We start from the raw sequence: 16,475 nt of genomic DNA on the forward strand, positions 1-16,475 counted from the left end.
TTGAATGTTGGTGTGGTAACTACATTCTACACGAGGTCGTTATGGGCTTCCTTTATATTGACTTCTGGGTGTTGCACTTAATATTACAATCCGTCCAACAAAAAAAGATTGAGGCTACATGTTTCAAAGGCTTTTTCAACTCATCACTATTCTTTGTAAATTAGCGATATTAGTTCCTTATTTTTAGCTAGACATGACACTAATTAATGTTTTATTATAAAACGATTAGATAATCAATATCATGTAATTAATAATGGCTGAGGGGTGTTCCTTGATGACAAATAACAAAATGAATCCGAAGGTTGATGAATTTTTAAATAAAGCAAAAAAGTGGCCGGAAGAATATTCGGTGTTGAGAAATATCGTTCTTGACTGTGAGCTGACCGAAGAATTTAAATGGATGCATCCTTGTTACACGCTTGAGAACAAAAATGTCGTGTTAATCCATGGATTTAAAGATTATTGTGCGCTTCTTTTTCACAAAGGTGCCTTGTTAAAGGATTCCCATGGGATTTTAATTCAGCAAACGGAAAATGTACAGGCCGCACGCCAAATTCGTTTCACTAGCGCTCAAGAAATAGTTGGAATGGAAACCATTATAAAAGATTATATACTTGAAGCCATTGAAGTTGAAAAAGTAGGTTTAGAAGTGCCGATGAAAGAGCATAAGGAATACATCATTCCTGAAGAACTTGACAATAAATTTAATGAAACGCCTGCCTTAAAGACGGCGTTTGAAAGCTTAACGCCAGGGCGACAAAGAGCATATATTTTACATTTTTCTCAACCTAAACAATCCAAAACTAGAGTATCAAGAATCGAAAAATACACGCAGCACATTCTCGAAGGTAAAGGATTAAATGATTAAATTTTTATAAACTTAAAAGTCCAATTTCTTATACATTATCATTAAGAAATCGGACTTTTACCATTATACGGAAATATTTTTGATTGTTTATCATAGTAAATTCAACGCTTCCATTAACTTATCACTATTAATCTAACTTATCACTATTAATCAAATATTGTATCTTTAGAAGGGTCCCTTAAAAATTCAAAAAGCATGTTAATTTGTGTATTTGTATTTCTCCCTAAAGAAAGCTTCGGTAAATGATCTTCATGATAAAATTTTACTCCTTTTGTTTCCAAACCATTTCTTGCATGCCCGCCAATAATCTCACATTGAATAAATAATTTATAATAATGATATGGTTGAGGTGGATGCGGGTGCTTATTCATATCCAATAAAGCAAGCAATTTCGTAGGGACTACATCGTAACCCGCTTCTTCTTTAATTTCTTTGACAATGTTTTCACTAGGCGACAAACCTATATCACAGAAACCACCTGGCAAAGACCATCTATCATCATTTTTTTCTCTGACCATTAGTATTTTATTGTTCTGAAAGACTACTCCTCGAACATCCACTTTAGGTGTTTGATAACCCGTTTCATTCGTAAATAAATCCTTGATTTTTTTCATTTCTAACCCGGTGTATTCTCTCATAATCTCGGCACTTAAACTTCTTAATTGTTCATATCGTAAACATCTTTTGAAAAAGTTAATCCTGCTTGGGAAATTGATTGGATCTTCTTTGCCCATTCTAACCATTTATCACTCATGACGAATACCTCCCCCTACCATTTTAAGTTCAACAAAGTGATTAACGGTGTTAAAACCCGTTTCATTCATTATAGATAATCTTTAGTGTAAAATATTAATATTACCCCTACTATACACATCATCCAGGATAAGGCAGAACTTGAACCGCTTGATATTTTATTCCGAAGATTTACTAAGGTAGGGTTTATCCACTTTCCAAACAATTTATATCCTAAAAATAGTAGCAGAGCTGGTAAAACCATAATAATATTGTATACCGCTATAATTGGGAGCCACTGATAAAAAGGCATATTCGTTGTCGTTAGTAAGCCATTAGCAGCAAAATACGGTAAAGCCATGCCTGCCTCTATAATAAAAGTCGTAATACCAATAATAATAATTGAGAATATGCTTTGAGTTTTAGGCTTCGGAATATTACTTTGTTTATTAGCAGGGATAAAAAAGCTAGCAATAAATAGTATCACCCCTACTATAAAGATGACCCAGCTAACTATTTTATTTTGAAAAATGTTAGAGAATGTTTCTAAAATAAAATTTAAGCCTAACATCATGATGATATCTAATGAAAAATAGAGTAGCCCAACTGTAAGAAGATATGCTAATAATCTTGATGTTAAATTTCTATTGTCTGTTAAAACGAGAAATAAAGTAACACCAATAATTGTAGGGCTTAATGTATCTAAAAGAGCTAAACCACCCAAATAAATTAATATATCTGTTCCCATCTTTACCCTCCACATTTCAAACAACTATGATTTATGTCCGAGATAATATATATAAGCCTTTTCCATAAAGTTAAGGATTTCCTGATCCATTGGATATAAATTATATTTTTCGGATTCCTCAGGTGACTTTCTATTGTCCCAAAGCTTATCTAAAAAAGCATCTTCGTCATTAAAGTCTTCACCTTTTTTTACTTCCATTCTCTTAATAATATTTTGTATTCGTGTATTACTATAACCAAGGTGCATATGTTTTTTTAATTGCCCTACTAAAGCAACCCACTCTAAAGAATCTGAATCGCTACTACTCATTTTCGGAAGTTTTTCTAGTGCTTCCATGTTTTTAAAATTTAATGTATCTCGATTATTTTTTAATACTTCTTTAGAATCCTGATTATTATATAAATCCATAATTTTTTTAATCCTGAATTCTTCTCCATCAATCGCTATACCGTTTATTAGTTCCCTTAAACTAGTTTCTATCTTTGAAAGACGGTCCTGTTCACTAATAACATAAGATAGTTGTTTCATTAGACTGTTCGACCAATCCCATTCTTCGGACTCTAGCATCATTTTGATCTCACTTAATTGAAATCCTATAGTTTTTAAGAATTGTATTTGCTGAAGTTTCTTTAACTCAGTGTATGAGTATAATCGATGACCTCCTTCCGTTTTTGAGACAGGTTTCAAAAGTCCAATTTTGTCATAATATCTAATGGTTCTAACTGATACACCACTCAGTTTTTTAAATTCGTTAATATGAAACAAGTTAATACCCCTACTTTTTTATTCATTTGTTTTAAAAAACATAGTTTTTAACAGATAACCAATTCCTAAGCCAATTAGTACCCCCGGAAAAGCATTATCAATCAATAAACCGACTCCTGCTCCAATAATAACGGAAGCATAAATAATAATATCGTCTTTCTTCATAACAGGATTCTCCTTTTAAGTTAGTTTAAAGTAAAATCTCTACTAACAGTATAAAAAATGACGCAAGGTCACTTTCAAGTAATTTAAACATCCTGTTGGATAAAATTTGAAACTTACCTTACGTCATTTAATATAATCTAGTTTAAGGAGGGCCGAAAATGATTAAACAAGCAACCATTCGTTTCTTTATAGTACTAATTATGCTTGCAGGATGTTCGTCAAGGGAGGAAGACGTCGTCGTCAATAAAGAATCTGTAGAAAATATTGAGGAGATTATGATAAATTTTGCAAGTACTGATGTTGTATTTTCTCCAAGTGAAACAAATGAAATAGAAGCAAATTTAACGGTTAATGATGACGGACCGGGTGCAATAGTAGAAAAATCTTCAAAACTGATATCGATTAAATTGGATACTGATATTACACAATTATTTAATCTTAGTAAAAAACCGACTTTAGAAGTTAAAGTACCTCAGCAATTCAAAGGTAAATTAATTCTTGATGGATCTTCTGGAAATGTTACCGGAAAGGAATTAATTCAAAATAACATCGAAATACGCTCAAGCAGCGGTAATATTAAACTCCATTTTATAGAATTGAACAATGATGTAAAGATAACAACCACAAGTGGTAAAGTATCCGTGGATTTTGATGAAGAACAGCCTAATTTACAATTAGATATCAATACAAATAGCGGTAGACAATCAATTGACTTAGCTTTAAACAGCAGTTCAAAGACAAAAAAGGGATTACAAGGTATTTCAGGTAATAGTGATCATAAGTTGCAAATTGTAACGAAGTCTGGAAATATAGTTTTGAATTAGATAATTTAAATGGCATAGCATATTGAAAGTTCAATTTGCTATGCCCTTTCTTTTCAATGAAGTGATACTTTCTAAACAATCCATGCCCTGTAAGTTGACACAGTTTTACTTCTCCCAGAACAAATCATCTAAGGTTTTATTTAACGTATTACATTTTGTGTGTCTGTTTTCCACAGATGTTGATTTAGCAACTGACAATACAAATAACCACTCATTGTGAACTGCACCGCAATTGTATCCAATATCGAACTCATGCCCAAACCGCTGCCTAATGTAATAACTATGTCTAACTTTTAGGTGTCGTCTTTTCACAAATTCTTCATTATAAATTTTATAAATCAATGAACTTTTATAAATGGTAATTCGTCTAATTATTGGTAATACCTAATTTTTTAAATAGAAGGAGAAATACATATGAAAAAACCGATTAAAAAAACTTTGATGATTGCTTCAGCACTTACTATTGGAATAGCTGTTCTAACACCACTTCAAGCTGGGGCTGCGTCAGTAGAAACAACAGATAATAGTAGTATTACTGTTCAACTTGAACAAAAAATTACAGGAACTATTAAACACATCTATGATGATGGAATGAATATCAGAGGAAGAGATGGTAAAAATTACTTTATAAGTTTCCACAAATTTTCTGATGAACAAATAAGAAAAATGAAACTAGTAGAAGGACAGGAAGTCTCTGTAGAAGGTAACACTGTAGAGAGTTTTTCAGACTTCTTCACGTTTGAAGTATTTAAAAAAGACTTTCCTAAGGAGATGACAAAAGAAGATTTAACAATATTAGAAAAATTGTTCAATGAAATGAAGCAACTGCAAAAAGGATTTTCAAAAGAGATAAACTTAACAGATGAAGAGATAGAAAAGAAACATGAGGAACTAGAAAAAATTCACGAAGAAATACATAAAATCACAAAGCCGTATACATTAGCTAATTGGCAACCTCTATCATTTGAAGAGTATATGGAGAATTACGGATTTAATGAGAAAAATATTATTATTAAAGAAACCGATAACGTACAACTTAAAGCTATTTATAAAGAATGGATAAAGCTTGAAAAAAGTGGTGATGAGGAAAAAGCTAACAAAAAATATGAAGAGTTTGATAAAATCCTTGAACCATATTTAGTTGCGCTATATGCACCTCCAACATTTGAAGAATATTTGGATGATTATATGGGAGACACTAAATTAAATATCCCTGTTGAAACTTTAGCCAAACTAAAAACTATTTATGAAGATTCTCAAAAAGCATTAGAAGAGGGAGATGACGAACTGAATGATAAGCTTTGGGAAGAATTTTATGAAATCCTTTATCATCAGTCCATAAAACCTCAAACATTTGAAGAATACATGGCTGAATTTGAATTCGAAGTTAGTGAAACAGATAGTAAGAAATTAAAACAGCTTTATGAAGAAATCTTCGCTCTTAATGAAAAAGAAGAACAAGAAAAAACCGAAGCAAAATGGGAAACATTTCACAAAATTTTAAACCCATATTTTGAAGCTAATAAAGAAATTCTTATATCAGCTTCTAAAGTAACGATAAACAGTCATGACTATCTTCCACTACACTAACCAGTAAAAATTCGGGGTTATCCAAAAAGTCATTAAACAATGATTTAAGGTTTAACCCCTTTCTTACCTCCGCACAATATACCTTCATATGCGATGCCATATCGTTTTCTTCTTTTCAACAGTTTTATTAGTTTGTAAGGTTTTAGGTCCGCTAGCAGATCATTGTCCGATTCCTGGTCCGCAAGAAAATCATATCTAGTCATTTGACCGTGTTGCTCCATGTATTCAAAATGAGTCATTACTTATCCTCCTCACTACCATTCAAGCCAGTTTTTTAAAAACCCGGTCTAATACCCACAGTTGTGGGTACTTGTCACGCTTATTAAATCGACTTTTGTTAATTTCTGTTGTATTGTTGCATGTTCATTATTTCAATATGAATTGAGTTAAATGCTTCATATGTTGGCAGTGAATTCGGTAATCTTCCTCAAAATCTTCGTTATGCTTTAATTTCGAAATTTCAATTTCACCTCTTCTTTTTTAGTAATAACAGGAATTTAAGATAATATATCTAAAAAAGGTGAAATCCTTGTTGTTCAACTAATGACAAGGTTAATATAATAACAATAGGTTTCAAAGTATTTAGGAGGAATGTTTATGAAGGTAATTGGTACAAAAAGTGGTAAATTCAAATTAAAAAAGAAAGATATACTTATAAACGATCATAAAAGATTATCAGATGTAACTTTAACAAATTTAAAGGAGTTACATTTAGAAAAGTTCCCTGTTGTAAATGACTTTGAAGTACTAATTAATAATAAAGATTACAAAGGTAGAGGGAAACTAATTTCATTATATAGCGCAAGCAGAAATGAACAGTTAACTACATTTCCTCGGTGGCATTGTGCTGAAGCCTTCTTAGAAGACTGGAGTAGTAGTACTATACCAACTGGAACTATTGACGATCCGTTTTATGATTTGAGGAAAGGTTGGCAAATTATTATTTTTGAATATAAAGGGTATATTTATATTTTACAAGGTAATGAATTTAAAAAGAAAATTAATACGATTCACACCTGGTATCGAACGCCTAAAGAGGGATATTTCAAAGAGTGGAATAAATTAGTTAAGCAATATAAAGGAAAAGATATTAAGGTAATAGGTACAAAAAATGGTGAATTCTATTTCAAAGAGATTGATACAAAAATACATATTAACAATAATGAAAAACTAACAAATATTTGTACAAATAATACAATTAATTTAAAAGAATTGAACTTCGAAAAGTTTCCTATTGTATATGACTTCGAAATCCTTATCACTAAGAAACGTTTGTCTAAAGGCTTTGGTAAACATATATATTTTTATAGTGCGAGCAGAAATGAAAAATTAGGTTCGTTTCCATATTTGGACCATGCTGAAACCTACCTAAAAGAATGGTGTAAACGGGATATACCATCCGGAACTATTAAACATCCTTTTCGGGATTTGGATCAAGGTTGGCAAATTTTTATTTTTGAACATAAAGATTATATGTATATCCTAGAAGGCGGTGAATATCATCTCAAAAAAAATAAGATAGAAAAATGGTATCGAACGCCTAAAAAAGATTATTTTAAACAGTGGAAAAAATTACTTAAAGCATTTAAATAAAGCCGTATAATAAAAAGGTAATATCCCCTGTTTATTCAAATGGTAAACCTCCATTTACAACTTAAAAATGGAGGTTTGCCACTGAATATTCAGGTTAACTAGTCTTCAATTTACCTACTCGTTCTACCACAGAATTATTGCTGCAGTAAGTTTGTTTTTTTCAACTAACTCCTAGGTTCAGTTAAAATTCAAGTCAATATGCTTAATTGGCCAACAGACGATACTTGTTGTACCCATTATTTTATCTTTAGGGATGAATCCTACCTCAGGGTTTCTACTATCATTACTTACAGGACGATTATCACCTAATACAAAGTAATGTCCTTCAGGTACCGTAGTTTCACCTAAAAGTTGGTCTAGCGTAAAATCATAAGTGAGCGATCTAGAACCTTTTAATTCCTTCTTGAATTGGTCTAAATAAGGTTCACTGAACTTCTCACCGTTTATGTATAATTGATCATCCTTATACTCGATTTTATCTCCTGGTAGACCTATAATACGTTTAATAATATTTTTTTCTTCATTTTTATTAAGAAGAACATGTTCAACAACAACAACGTCAAATCGATCAATCGACTTAAATTTCGGACCGATTTTGTTAATAATAACACGGTCGTGGTCTTCAAGTGTCGGCATCATAGAAGCACCTTTTACGAGTACTGGCGTAAATAAAAACGATTTGATGACAAACGCCACCAATAAAGCGAATGCAATCGCCTTTATCCATTCGATTAACTCATTTTTTAGTTTTCCCTGTACTTTTTCTTCCAAATTCTCACCTCCCACTAATTCTCTTAAATAATACGTTAAACAATGGAAAAAGTTTCAATTCCCTATTCATATAATTAAATATTTATTCTCAAACTAACGTCAAAAAATCATTTTATGCGATTGACACTATATCCATTAATACGCTAGCAGAAACGATTAAACGACCTGAGCCTTTAAAATTCCTGGCTCAAGCCGCTTCATACATGGTTATTATTCCACTTGATCTAGCACAGTTCAGCATTCTAAATTTTTCTTATTTCATTGGTTGTTGCAATAGAACTCAAAATACCTATTGTCCCGAGAACTAACAACGATTTCGATGGACCAATAATTCCTAATGTTAATCCTCCTACTCCTACGACAGTTGTAAAATACCTACTATATTTCAGTTTTGATTTTGTTACTTTTGGCATTTTCATATTTACCCCAAACCCCTTATTTACCTTACTCAAAGCAGCATCTAATTGTTTAATCATTTTAGTTTTCCTCCGTTAGAATAAATTGAATAAAAAATCAATAGCTGGATTTACTAATAGCAAGAAACTGGAAGCCAATACATATACACCATATTTTTTCTTTTTTAAAATACAAAACAATCCAATCATAAACACAACAAGTGCAAGCGCAATTGATATGTAGCTGAATATTCCTATAGAAATATTTTGTTGCAAGATATCTACTATTAAATTTCTCAAAGCAAATTCCCCCAAACTTAATGTTTGTTCTGTTAGTTTACACAATGGTCATTAGTAGGATTTTTGGTTGCTAAAGAAAACGAATTTTCAAAAATTTTACATATTGAACTATCAAGTAGAAAATTGAATATTTCGCATTTGTTATAAACTAAATCTTTTTTCATCGCTGCAGTATATAATAATGTACTAAAGATTCCATATGCTTTTTCTTTTGGTATTCTCATTTTTAAATTTGAACGCTCTAAAACTTCATCAAAAAACTGCACATCATTTTCTCTTAGATTTTCAATTTTTTCTTTAGGTAGCTTTTTTAAAAACAAATGATAATCTGGATTGTTGAAATTATATAATGTAGGATGCTTTACATACTCTTCAAAAAGCCAGTTCATAGCTTTTTTAAACCCATCAATACCCGAGTTAGTCTGTATCATAAAATGCCATTGTTCTTTCAATTGACTTTGAATCATTGACAGTACTTCTAGAAAGAGCTCTTCTTTTGTTTTATATAGCCTGTAAAATAATTCGGTTGATATGCCGACTTCATTAGTAAGTGTATCGATGCTAGTTAATTTGTATCCTTTCGATTTCCAACTCTGAGCACAACTTTCACGTAACCTTTGTTTAAGTAATGGAATATCTTCCTCAGTAAAATTTTTTGCTATTAAATCGGTTCCTCTAATTAGTATCATTTAGATCAGCCCCTTTCATTTCATACTTTAATTGTACGAATCGATTGTCTCTTTTTTCTTACTCATTCCTTACAAGTTTATTAATTATATAAAACTAAAGATGAACCAAATGAAAAAAGTAGAAAGGACTTAATCCAGCTAAAAAGGCCCTCCACATATGATTGTGAAAGGCAATAGAAATATTTTCATTCGAAACTTGTCCTTATAAATATTTAAAGGGAGACAAGTTTGTCTCCCTCTCCATTTAATATGTTTCACGTCCTCGAACTCGTTCCAAGACTTCTTCCGCCGTCATTCTCCCAACGATCAATGTCCCAAACAACATCAACATCTTCCAAGCCGTCTTGTATTTCTCCGCTAGGAAGGGTACCAGTTCTAGCTATAGAAATAATACATCCTCCTTTTCTTTTCAATTTCGCCTTGGCGTAATTGAGTCCGGATTTTGAATTGCGCCAGCACAATTCAGTCCTTTCAAAATCCATGACATCCGCCGGAGGCTTTATCTTCATTTAGTAGGTGTTTGACTGAATGAAGATAATTATTTCTTATTTCTATATTATGAAATGTTATTTGTTTTGTTCATCACCCAAATAAGGTGTGTTTTGGAGGTGAAAATCCAACTGCCACAGAACATAGAACCATTTCTGCTCATGAACTAAAAAAACATACTAATTTAGTATGTTTTTTTAAGAAAGAGTGAAAGCTTTGAGGGCCTAATAAGATAGAAACTTTCGTTTTATATTTTTCCAACCTAAAAATTCTTTTATATATTCAGCAGGTGTTATGACAAGTAAGCTTTTAAATTCTTTGTAATAATGTGAAGGATCATAGTAACCATATTGGTCAATGCTTACAGGTGTCTCTTCAAAAGAAAAATGTTGAAGTAAGAGTTGAATACGGATGAATTTGCTTAATTTTTTCGGTCCAAAACCTGTTTTTTTGTAGAAAAGTTCTCGGATATATCGCTCAGAATAACCTGTTTTATGTTGAATTACATCTGGTAAGAACAGACCATAATTTTCAATAATAGAATCAAAACAAGTAGCGAATATTTCATCACCCAAGCTTTTTTCCTTTTTTCGAGAACAAAAATATTCATTACAAATCTGCACTCTTTGTTCGAAATCTCCTGCTTCAAAAACAGCTTTTATAAATTTTGAGTCTAGTGTACAGCCTAATTCAACATTAACAAACGGTTGTTGAATAATTTGTTTTAATGCGCAATTGTATTGAATAACTGTTTGTTTTGGATTTAGACGAACACCAAAATATTTACCTTTTGGGGTAAATGAATAAATTTCACGTGTAGTCGGCGTATTCCCTAAGACAACCTTTTGATCTTTGCCCATGTAAAACATTAAATCTTGGCAAGCATCAGGAATGACATGAATATCACTATTAATGCCTATTGGTTCAAACTCATAATAAAATAGTATATCCTCGTTTAACTCGCTGTTTGGAGTCAGTTCTATATAAGAATACGTTTTTTGGACCAATTCAGGTTGGATTGGATAATAGCTACTCAATAAGCCGCCCCCTCACTTCACTCTTAGGTAAAATTAAAAGAATCCTTGCGCCTGTTCATTGTAACTAGCTAAAACACATTTAGTCGATTGATACGATTCTAAAGCTTTCAAATGATTTTCTCGACCGAAGCCTGACTTTTTGTAGCCGCCAAATGCTGCACCCGCAGGGTATTGATGATAGGTATTTATAAAAACACGTCCTGCTTGGATCTCTCGACTTGCTTTATAGGTAACATTTGTATTACGTGACCATACAGCTGCCCCTAATCCATACATAGTATCATTTGCAATTTCAATTGCTTCCTCGAAGGTTTTAAACGTAGTCACTGCCAATACAGGACCGAAAATTTCTTCTTGGAAAATACGCATTTTATTATTGCCTTTAAAAATAGTTGGTTGAATAAAATAACCATCTAAATTATCAAGGTGATTTTCGGCGCCACCGATTAAACATTCTGCGCCATCTTGTTTAGCAATTTCAAAATAAGAAAGAATTTTTTTATGTTGTTCTTCTGAAGCCTGTGCACCCATCATTGTTTCAAGTTCGAATGGATCCCCAACTTTAATTTGCTTTACTCGTTCAATGGCTTTTTCCATGAAACGATCATAAATAGACTCATGGATCAAGGCTCTAGATGGACAAGTGCAAACTTCACCTTGATTTAAAGCAAACATAACTAATCCTTCAATCGCCTTATCTAGATATCCGTCATCAGCATCCATGACATCTTCAAAGAAGATATTAGGAGATTTGCCACCTAACTCTAGTGTAACAGGAACTAGATTCTCAGATGCATATTTCATAATCAGTTTGCCGACAGCTGTAGAACCCGTAAAGGCCACTTTGGCAATACGTGGGCTTGAAGCTAACTCTTTCCCTGCCTCTACACCAAAACCATTAATGACGTTTAATACACCTTTTGGTAATAGGTCTTGAATAAGCTCAACTACGAATAAGAATGATACCGGCGTTTGTTCTGCTAATTTTAATACAACACTATTTCCTGCAGCAAGTGCTGGCGCCAATTTCCAAGCTGCCATTAAAACAGGAAAGTTCCATGGGATGATTTGGCCTACTACACCAATAGGTTCTTGGTAATGATAAGCTACTGTATCCTCATCAAAAGGTGTCACTTGCCCTTGTTGTGCGCGAATGGCACTTGCAAAATAGCGGAAATTATCAATTGCCAATGGAATATCAGCATACATAGTTTCACGAATCGCTTTCCCATTATCCCAAGTTTCTACCTTTGCAATTTTTTCAAGGTTTTCTTCCATACGATCAGCAATGGCTAGTAAAATACGTGCCCGTTCTGCTACGGGTGTTTTCCCCCAAGTTTTTTGGGCTTCATGAGCGGCATTTAATGCTAGCTCTACATCTTCTTTTGTTGAACGAGCTACACGTGTAAATACTTCTTTCGTGATAGGCGTACTATTATCGAAATACTCTCCATTTACAGGTGCTACCCATTCACCACCAATAAAATTGTCATATTTCTTTTTGAATTGAATGCCAGATTCTTCAATATTCGGTTTAACATTTACCTTTACCATAATTATCGACCCCTTTAATGATGATTATGATGCACTTGTTCTTCTTTTACAGGTACCTCTTTTTGAATCTCAAAACTACTTACTACTAGTACACAAATCATTAACCCAGCCACAATGTAAATATGCTTTGGAATGGCTTTTATAAAGATAGGAAACATTTCACGATTCCATACACCGATAGAAATGATAGCACTTACAATAAACATCATTGTAAAAAAGAGAATGCTTAACGTTAAATATGGGGTAGTCATTAATGTTAACATCGCACCCATCATCGCTCCCATGAAACTAGATCCTACACTTTCCATGAATAGGTGCATTGGTAAGCCTGTTGACAATAAATAGCCTAAAGCAATAGAAATAATAATAGATGCTATTGCACCTAGTACCATATCGGGAAGCCAGGTAGCCATATTCATCCCAACAGCAGTACTCATTGTCATAGAAATCAGCATTATACAGCACTTAGCCATGCCATGATTAGCAAAACGCTGCTTTAGTAAACGGTTCGTGATTACCGTAAAAGTAACAATCACCAACATACTTAGGAATGGTAGCATATAAACACTCCTTTAAGAGTTTTATTGTATATGACAAGACGAAGTTGTGTGACACTTCTTGTCCGGTCTAGGAACGTCTATTGCTGGGTTTCGATCAAAGAATCCAACTGGTTTCAATTGGAAGTTGATGTATGCGGTTGGCATTACAGGCCAATCTTCTGGGCGCGGGATATGATGATGGCCCATTGTGTACCACACGACGATATCTTCATCATCAATTGAACGGTTTTTCTCAACGTATTTTGGAAGACCATCTCCTCCTGCATGTTGATTTGGATACATACCTGTTGCATATTTTTCATTTTCATCAAATTGCGTAACGTGTAAATGGTGCTTAAGGAAACCAGCACGTTTCATAACACTTGATTCTTCATGAGCAAATGGGAAGCAATTTTCGCCAGGCAAAATTTTATATCCAACAGGTTGATTCACTCGGTTAAGTGAGTTTTTATTAATAATTTTCCAAGTACGCTGCGTTTTTAAATCTAAATTACGTAACGCTTCCTTCTCCGTTTTAAAGATACGTGAAAGAGGATAGAAACCATTACTATTCGGATTGTGTTCTCCTAATGTTTCTGAAACTGTTTCTGTTTCAACTACTGAGTTATTTTCACCGTCTAACATCGTATCAAGTCGGAAATTAAAGAAGTGTTGATGATGTGTTGCGTTTAATCCTGGAGAAATCTCAGATCCATATTTTGTTTGGATGCCATCTTCACATGTACCAGTGCTTAAAATACCAGTTAGCTTGACTTCAGCTTCAATCGTACCGTCTTGGTAGAAACTCCAATAGAAGCCGTAATCATAATTTCCAACTGTACAGAAGAATGAAATCACTAGTCGACGTGAGCGCCGTACTTCTACATGCCCGGTACGCCAATCTGTATGTTTCCAACCAATCCCATAATCTTCTTCGTGTAAGCAAATCGCATTTTTGATCGTACGCGCATTTCCTTTAACATCAGCTACAACACCATCAAAGTATTGAATTTCACCTAAGCAGTCGCAACCAAGTTCTAACGAATTGGCTAATTGACCCATTCCATATTCACCAGCATCAAAGGCATTTTGTGTGTTATGCGAAAATGTTGGTTCACCATAAGGGACAACCATTTCCGATAATGCTGCACGATAAAGAACCGGACGATCTTTGCCTTTGTCATGGTAATTAATTGTGTATAATACAAGGCCCTCACGTGGTGTAAAACCATAGCGGAAACTCCACTTTTGCCATTTGATCAAATTACCTTCAATTGTAAAGCTTGGCCCTTCAGGTTGAATGATTTCCAATGGTTTTAAGTCATTTCTAAACACAATCGATTCATCAACTTCAGGATGGTAATTACCTGATGTTGTTGGGATTGGACGTACCCCGTGATCTTCTACTTTGTAAACTTCCATTTTGTTTAAGTCTACATACGTTACAATACCTGTTAAAGGGTAAGCATATCCGTTATCTTCTAGTGATTTTTTTTGCCAGCAAATCGCACGAAGTAAGCGTTTATCTTCATGTTCCTGAATACCAAAATTCCCTGCTGACCAAGGATCCACCATGATTAAATCAGGACTGTCAATGCCACGTTTCTGTAAAGCTGCTACAAAATCAGGGTGGCTCTTTACTAATTTTTCACATTGCTCAAATTCCTCTAAGGCTACATTAGGTTGTACGCCAGGAATATATTCGTAGAAATCAACTTTTTCTGAAGTTAAATTTACAACAGCTTCAAATGTTTTCAATTCTTTATCATCTAAAATCACTAAAAACACTTGGCGATCTACAGTATTACCTGGCTTGTAATTTAGTACTTCTGATTTTTTAGGTTCATGAAACATCACCGACATAAATCGTACATGTTCAGACAACTGTTGCTGTTCCTTGACTATTTGAACAGCTTTTTCAATTTCTACTTCAGATAATGGTGATAATGGGTGGCTTAGCTCAACGTTTGGATTAACCTTTACTGACATAGTATCAACCCCTTATAATTTGTTCCTCTTAATTATAATCAGAAAATTCAGTAAAAGTTATTGTAAATAACGGCATTTTTATAGATAAGTTATTTTTCAGCTAAAAACATACGATATTTTCTTCTTTATGTATCATTTATGATAAATAAGCTATTTATAGTTCTCTCATTGAAACTTTCTTCCATATTGCCATAGCAATGTTTTTTGTTGTAAAAAAAACAGCTAAGCACCTATTTGCTTAGCTGAGTTTATATTAAAATTATGCCTTAATTCTTCCCATGACAATTGTATTATAATAATTGCCATCTGAAAGGAGTTTATCATTTTTTAAAACGCCTTCAACTTCAAAGCCAAGCTTTTTATAGAGCAAAATTGCTTTGTCATTTGTCTCTACAACATTCAAGGCCATCTTTTTAATGTCATTAGCGTCAGCCCACTCTATCGAAGCATTTAAAAAATTTTTGCCTATTCCATAGCGCCAAAACTCCTTCAATACACCTACACCAAATTCTACTTTATGAGCAATTCTTTTAAATGGTGATCCCGCACATCTTGAGAATCCGACAATGCGATTATCGACTACTGCCACTAAACACAAATTTCTTGGACTTTCTGTGTCTTCCTTAATAATCGCTTCAAAACCATTCATATCGATAAAGCCTTCTCCTTGTTCTCTATCGAAGTTTTCCGTTTCTCCATCAAGTTGTAGCCTTAAATCTGATAATGCTTGGGCATCTTCGATATCGGCAGATCTAATTGTATAACGAAGTTCATTTACATTAAATTCTTGGCTGTTTATGTGCATTATTGAAACCTCTTTTACTTAGTTTTAAAAAAAGTACTTGGCTGAATGTTCACGAATCGATTGTGCCAAACGGACTCGTGGTGCTTTATAATTTGCTCTGCATTTAATACACGACTATGTAGTGTGGTATGTGCACCTTCAACTAAAATATTATGATGGTATCCATGGCTGTAAGCATTTCGGATGGTCGTATCAAGGCAAAATTCTGTTTGAGCACCAGCGAAAATAAGCTGCTCAATTTGTTGTTCTTGTAAATATTGCGCTAATTCCGTTTGATAGAATGCATCCCAAGTTGTTTTTTGAATTACTTTATCTTCGGGTTGTCGCAGAAGTCCATGATATAGATCCCAACCTGGCTTACCAAATGCAAAATCGTCGTCCTTATTTGAATCCGTATGTTGGATGAAAATAATAGGAACCTTACTATTACGAGCCCAAGTTATTAACATATTAATATTATCTAATACTTTTTCATAATCAAATAAATAATTTTCACTATCCAAAAAGAATGCTTCCTGTATATCCACGATAATTAATGCCTGCTTCATATAGTGCTCCTTTAGAATTTGACTTTAATTATCTAATTGTACATAAATTTATTTTCCATTTAAAGAGAATTATG

The 16,475-nt window shown here is 33.3% G+C and carries 18 protein-coding genes and 1 pseudogene; 4 read left to right on the forward strand and 15 right to left on the reverse strand.

All coding sequences use genetic code 11. The features are described from left to right. The first annotated feature begins 274 nt into the window (after nucleotides 1–274). The gene (locus ACFTQ7_RS22000; protein WP_386831131.1) at nucleotides 275–868 is read left to right on the forward strand and encodes a YdeI/OmpD-associated family protein; all 594 of its coding nucleotides are present in this window, start codon (nucleotides 275–277) and stop codon (nucleotides 866–868) included. A gap of 146 nt (nucleotides 869–1,014) precedes the next feature. Here the strand turns inward: ACFTQ7_RS22000 and ACFTQ7_RS22005 are convergent. The 4 genes and pseudogenes from ACFTQ7_RS22005 to ACFTQ7_RS22020 all read right to left on the reverse strand — a co-directional run bounded on the left by ACFTQ7_RS22005 (nucleotide 1,015) and on the right by ACFTQ7_RS22020 (nucleotide 3,278). Beyond that, nucleotides 1,015–1,622 (reverse strand): annotated as a pseudogene (locus tag ACFTQ7_RS22005) (NUDIX hydrolase). Nucleotides 1,623–1,691: 69 nt separating this feature from the next. Further along, nucleotides 1,692–2,348 carry a GAP family protein gene (locus ACFTQ7_RS22010; RefSeq protein WP_386831133.1) on the reverse strand — a complete coding sequence of 219 codons (657 nt, stop codon included), beginning with the start codon at nucleotides 2,346–2,348 and terminating at the stop codon, nucleotides 1,692–1,694. Between the two features lie 24 nt (nucleotides 2,349–2,372). Beyond that, nucleotides 2,373–3,113, reverse strand: coding sequence for a MerR family transcriptional regulator (locus ACFTQ7_RS22015; protein WP_386831135.1), 741 nt, complete (start codon nucleotides 3,111–3,113; stop codon nucleotides 2,373–2,375). Between the two features lie 18 nt (nucleotides 3,114–3,131). After that, nucleotides 3,132–3,278 carry a hypothetical protein gene (locus ACFTQ7_RS22020; protein WP_386831137.1) on the reverse strand — a complete coding sequence of 49 codons (147 nt, stop codon included), beginning with the start codon at nucleotides 3,276–3,278 and terminating at the stop codon, nucleotides 3,132–3,134. A 158-nt stretch (nucleotides 3,279–3,436) separates the two neighbouring features. On the opposite strand from ACFTQ7_RS22020, the gene ACFTQ7_RS22025 reads away from it, so the two are divergent. Both ACFTQ7_RS22025 and ACFTQ7_RS22030 read left to right on the forward strand, forming a co-directional pair. After that, nucleotides 3,437–4,102: a DUF4097 family beta strand repeat-containing protein gene (locus ACFTQ7_RS22025; protein WP_386831139.1), complete on the forward strand. Its 666-nt coding sequence runs from the start codon at nucleotides 3,437–3,439 to the stop codon at nucleotides 4,100–4,102. A gap of 414 nt (nucleotides 4,103–4,516) precedes the next feature. After that, nucleotides 4,517–5,692 carry a hypothetical protein gene (locus tag ACFTQ7_RS22030; RefSeq protein WP_386831141.1) on the forward strand — a complete coding sequence of 392 codons (1,176 nt, stop codon included), beginning with the start codon at nucleotides 4,517–4,519 and terminating at the stop codon, nucleotides 5,690–5,692. A gap of 44 nt (nucleotides 5,693–5,736) precedes the next feature. Here the strand turns inward: ACFTQ7_RS22030 and ACFTQ7_RS22035 are convergent, their stop codons facing one another. Next, on the reverse strand, nucleotides 5,737–5,931 hold the full coding sequence (locus tag ACFTQ7_RS22035; protein WP_386831143.1) for a hypothetical protein: 195 nt from the start codon (nucleotides 5,929–5,931) through the stop codon (nucleotides 5,737–5,739). 358 nt (nucleotides 5,932–6,289) lie between these two features. Here ACFTQ7_RS22035 and ACFTQ7_RS22040 point away from each other — a divergent pair, with 358 nt between their 5' ends. Then, entirely contained in the window at nucleotides 6,290–7,285 is a 996-nt protein-coding gene (locus tag ACFTQ7_RS22040) for a hypothetical protein (RefSeq protein ID WP_386831145.1), read from the forward strand. Between the two features lie 177 nt (nucleotides 7,286–7,462). Here ACFTQ7_RS22040 and lepB read toward each other — a convergent pair whose 3' ends face one another. The 10 genes from lepB to ACFTQ7_RS22090 all read right to left on the reverse strand — a co-directional run bounded on the left by lepB (nucleotide 7,463) and on the right by ACFTQ7_RS22090 (nucleotide 16,401). Beyond that, complete coding sequence (gene lepB / locus ACFTQ7_RS22045; RefSeq protein WP_386831147.1) at nucleotides 7,463–8,056, reverse strand: signal peptidase I; 594 nt, start codon at nucleotides 8,054–8,056, stop codon at nucleotides 7,463–7,465. A 242-nt stretch (nucleotides 8,057–8,298) separates the two neighbouring features. Continuing rightward, a complete protein-coding gene (locus tag ACFTQ7_RS22050; RefSeq protein WP_349658527.1) occupies nucleotides 8,299–8,532 on the reverse strand; it encodes a hypothetical protein in 234 nt (77 codons plus the stop codon). A 15-nt stretch (nucleotides 8,533–8,547) separates the two neighbouring features. Continuing rightward, nucleotides 8,548–8,751 (reverse strand): hypothetical protein, encoded by a 204-nt coding sequence (locus ACFTQ7_RS22055; protein WP_386831149.1) that lies wholly within the window; start codon nucleotides 8,749–8,751, stop codon nucleotides 8,548–8,550. A 32-nt stretch (nucleotides 8,752–8,783) separates the two neighbouring features. Further along, complete coding sequence (locus ACFTQ7_RS22060; RefSeq protein WP_386831151.1) at nucleotides 8,784–9,440, reverse strand: TetR/AcrR family transcriptional regulator; 657 nt, start codon at nucleotides 9,438–9,440, stop codon at nucleotides 8,784–8,786. 713 nt (nucleotides 9,441–10,153) lie between these two features. Then, nucleotides 10,154–10,966, reverse strand: a complete 813-nt coding sequence (locus ACFTQ7_RS22065; RefSeq protein ID WP_386831153.1) for a helix-turn-helix domain-containing protein — start codon at nucleotides 10,964–10,966, stop codon at nucleotides 10,154–10,156. Between the two features lie 33 nt (nucleotides 10,967–10,999). Next, entirely contained in the window at nucleotides 11,000–12,520 is a 1,521-nt protein-coding gene (locus ACFTQ7_RS22070; protein ID WP_386831155.1) for an aldehyde dehydrogenase family protein, read from the reverse strand. 14 nt (nucleotides 12,521–12,534) lie between these two features. Beyond that, nucleotides 12,535–13,080, reverse strand: coding sequence for a hypothetical protein (locus tag ACFTQ7_RS22075; RefSeq protein ID WP_386831157.1), 546 nt, complete (start codon nucleotides 13,078–13,080; stop codon nucleotides 12,535–12,537). Between the two features lie 21 nt (nucleotides 13,081–13,101). Further along, nucleotides 13,102–15,048 carry a primary-amine oxidase gene (locus ACFTQ7_RS22080; protein ID WP_386831159.1) on the reverse strand — a complete coding sequence of 649 codons (1,947 nt, stop codon included), beginning with the start codon at nucleotides 15,046–15,048 and terminating at the stop codon, nucleotides 13,102–13,104. 259 nt (nucleotides 15,049–15,307) lie between these two features. Then, nucleotides 15,308–15,853, reverse strand: coding sequence for a GNAT family N-acetyltransferase (locus ACFTQ7_RS22085; protein ID WP_386831161.1), 546 nt, complete (start codon nucleotides 15,851–15,853; stop codon nucleotides 15,308–15,310). Nucleotides 15,854–15,867: 14 nt separating this feature from the next. Next, nucleotides 15,868–16,401 (reverse strand): cysteine hydrolase family protein, encoded by a 534-nt coding sequence (locus tag ACFTQ7_RS22090; protein WP_386831163.1) that lies wholly within the window; start codon nucleotides 16,399–16,401, stop codon nucleotides 15,868–15,870. Between the last annotated feature and the right edge of the window lie 74 nt (nucleotides 16,402–16,475).

Source organism: Lysinibacillus sp. NPDC056959 (assembly GCF_042674095.1).
In the GTDB taxonomy this organism is placed as follows: Bacteria; Bacillota; Bacilli; order Bacillales_A; family Planococcaceae; genus Lysinibacillus; species Lysinibacillus zambalensis.

Coding starts and splice junctions, on each gene's coding strand:
- ACFTQ7_RS22000 (WP_386831131.1), top strand. CDS start 275: ATGACAAATAACAAAATGAATCCGAAGGTTGATGAATTTTTAAATAAA.
- ACFTQ7_RS22010 (WP_386831133.1), bottom strand. CDS start 2,348: ATGGGAACAGATATATTAATTTATTTGGGTGGTTTAGCTCTTTTAGAT.
- ACFTQ7_RS22020 (WP_386831137.1), bottom strand. CDS start 3,278: ATGAAGAAAGACGATATTATTATTTATGCTTCCGTTATTATTGGAGCA.
- ACFTQ7_RS22025 (WP_386831139.1), top strand. CDS start 3,437: ATGATTAAACAAGCAACCATTCGTTTCTTTATAGTACTAATTATGCTT.
- ACFTQ7_RS22030 (WP_386831141.1), top strand. CDS start 4,517: ATGAAAAAACCGATTAAAAAAACTTTGATGATTGCTTCAGCACTTACT.
- ACFTQ7_RS22035 (WP_386831143.1), bottom strand. CDS start 5,931: ATGACTCATTTTGAATACATGGAGCAACACGGTCAAATGACTAGATAT.
- ACFTQ7_RS22040 (WP_386831145.1), top strand. CDS start 6,290: ATGAAGGTAATTGGTACAAAAAGTGGTAAATTCAAATTAAAAAAGAAA.
- ACFTQ7_RS22050 (WP_349658527.1), bottom strand. CDS start 8,532: ATGATTAAACAATTAGATGCTGCTTTGAGTAAGGTAAATAAGGGGTTT.
- ACFTQ7_RS22060 (WP_386831151.1), bottom strand. CDS start 9,440: ATGATACTAATTAGAGGAACCGATTTAATAGCAAAAAATTTTACTGAG.
- ACFTQ7_RS22070 (WP_386831155.1), bottom strand. CDS start 12,520: ATGGTAAAGGTAAATGTTAAACCGAATATTGAAGAATCTGGCATTCAA.
- ACFTQ7_RS22075 (WP_386831157.1), bottom strand. CDS start 13,080: ATGCTACCATTCCTAAGTATGTTGGTGATTGTTACTTTTACGGTAATC.
- ACFTQ7_RS22080 (WP_386831159.1), bottom strand. CDS start 15,048: ATGTCAGTAAAGGTTAATCCAAACGTTGAGCTAAGCCACCCATTATCA.
- ACFTQ7_RS22085 (WP_386831161.1), bottom strand. CDS start 15,853: ATGCACATAAACAGCCAAGAATTTAATGTAAATGAACTTCGTTATACA.
- ACFTQ7_RS22090 (WP_386831163.1), bottom strand. CDS start 16,401: ATGAAGCAGGCATTAATTATCGTGGATATACAGGAAGCATTCTTTTTG.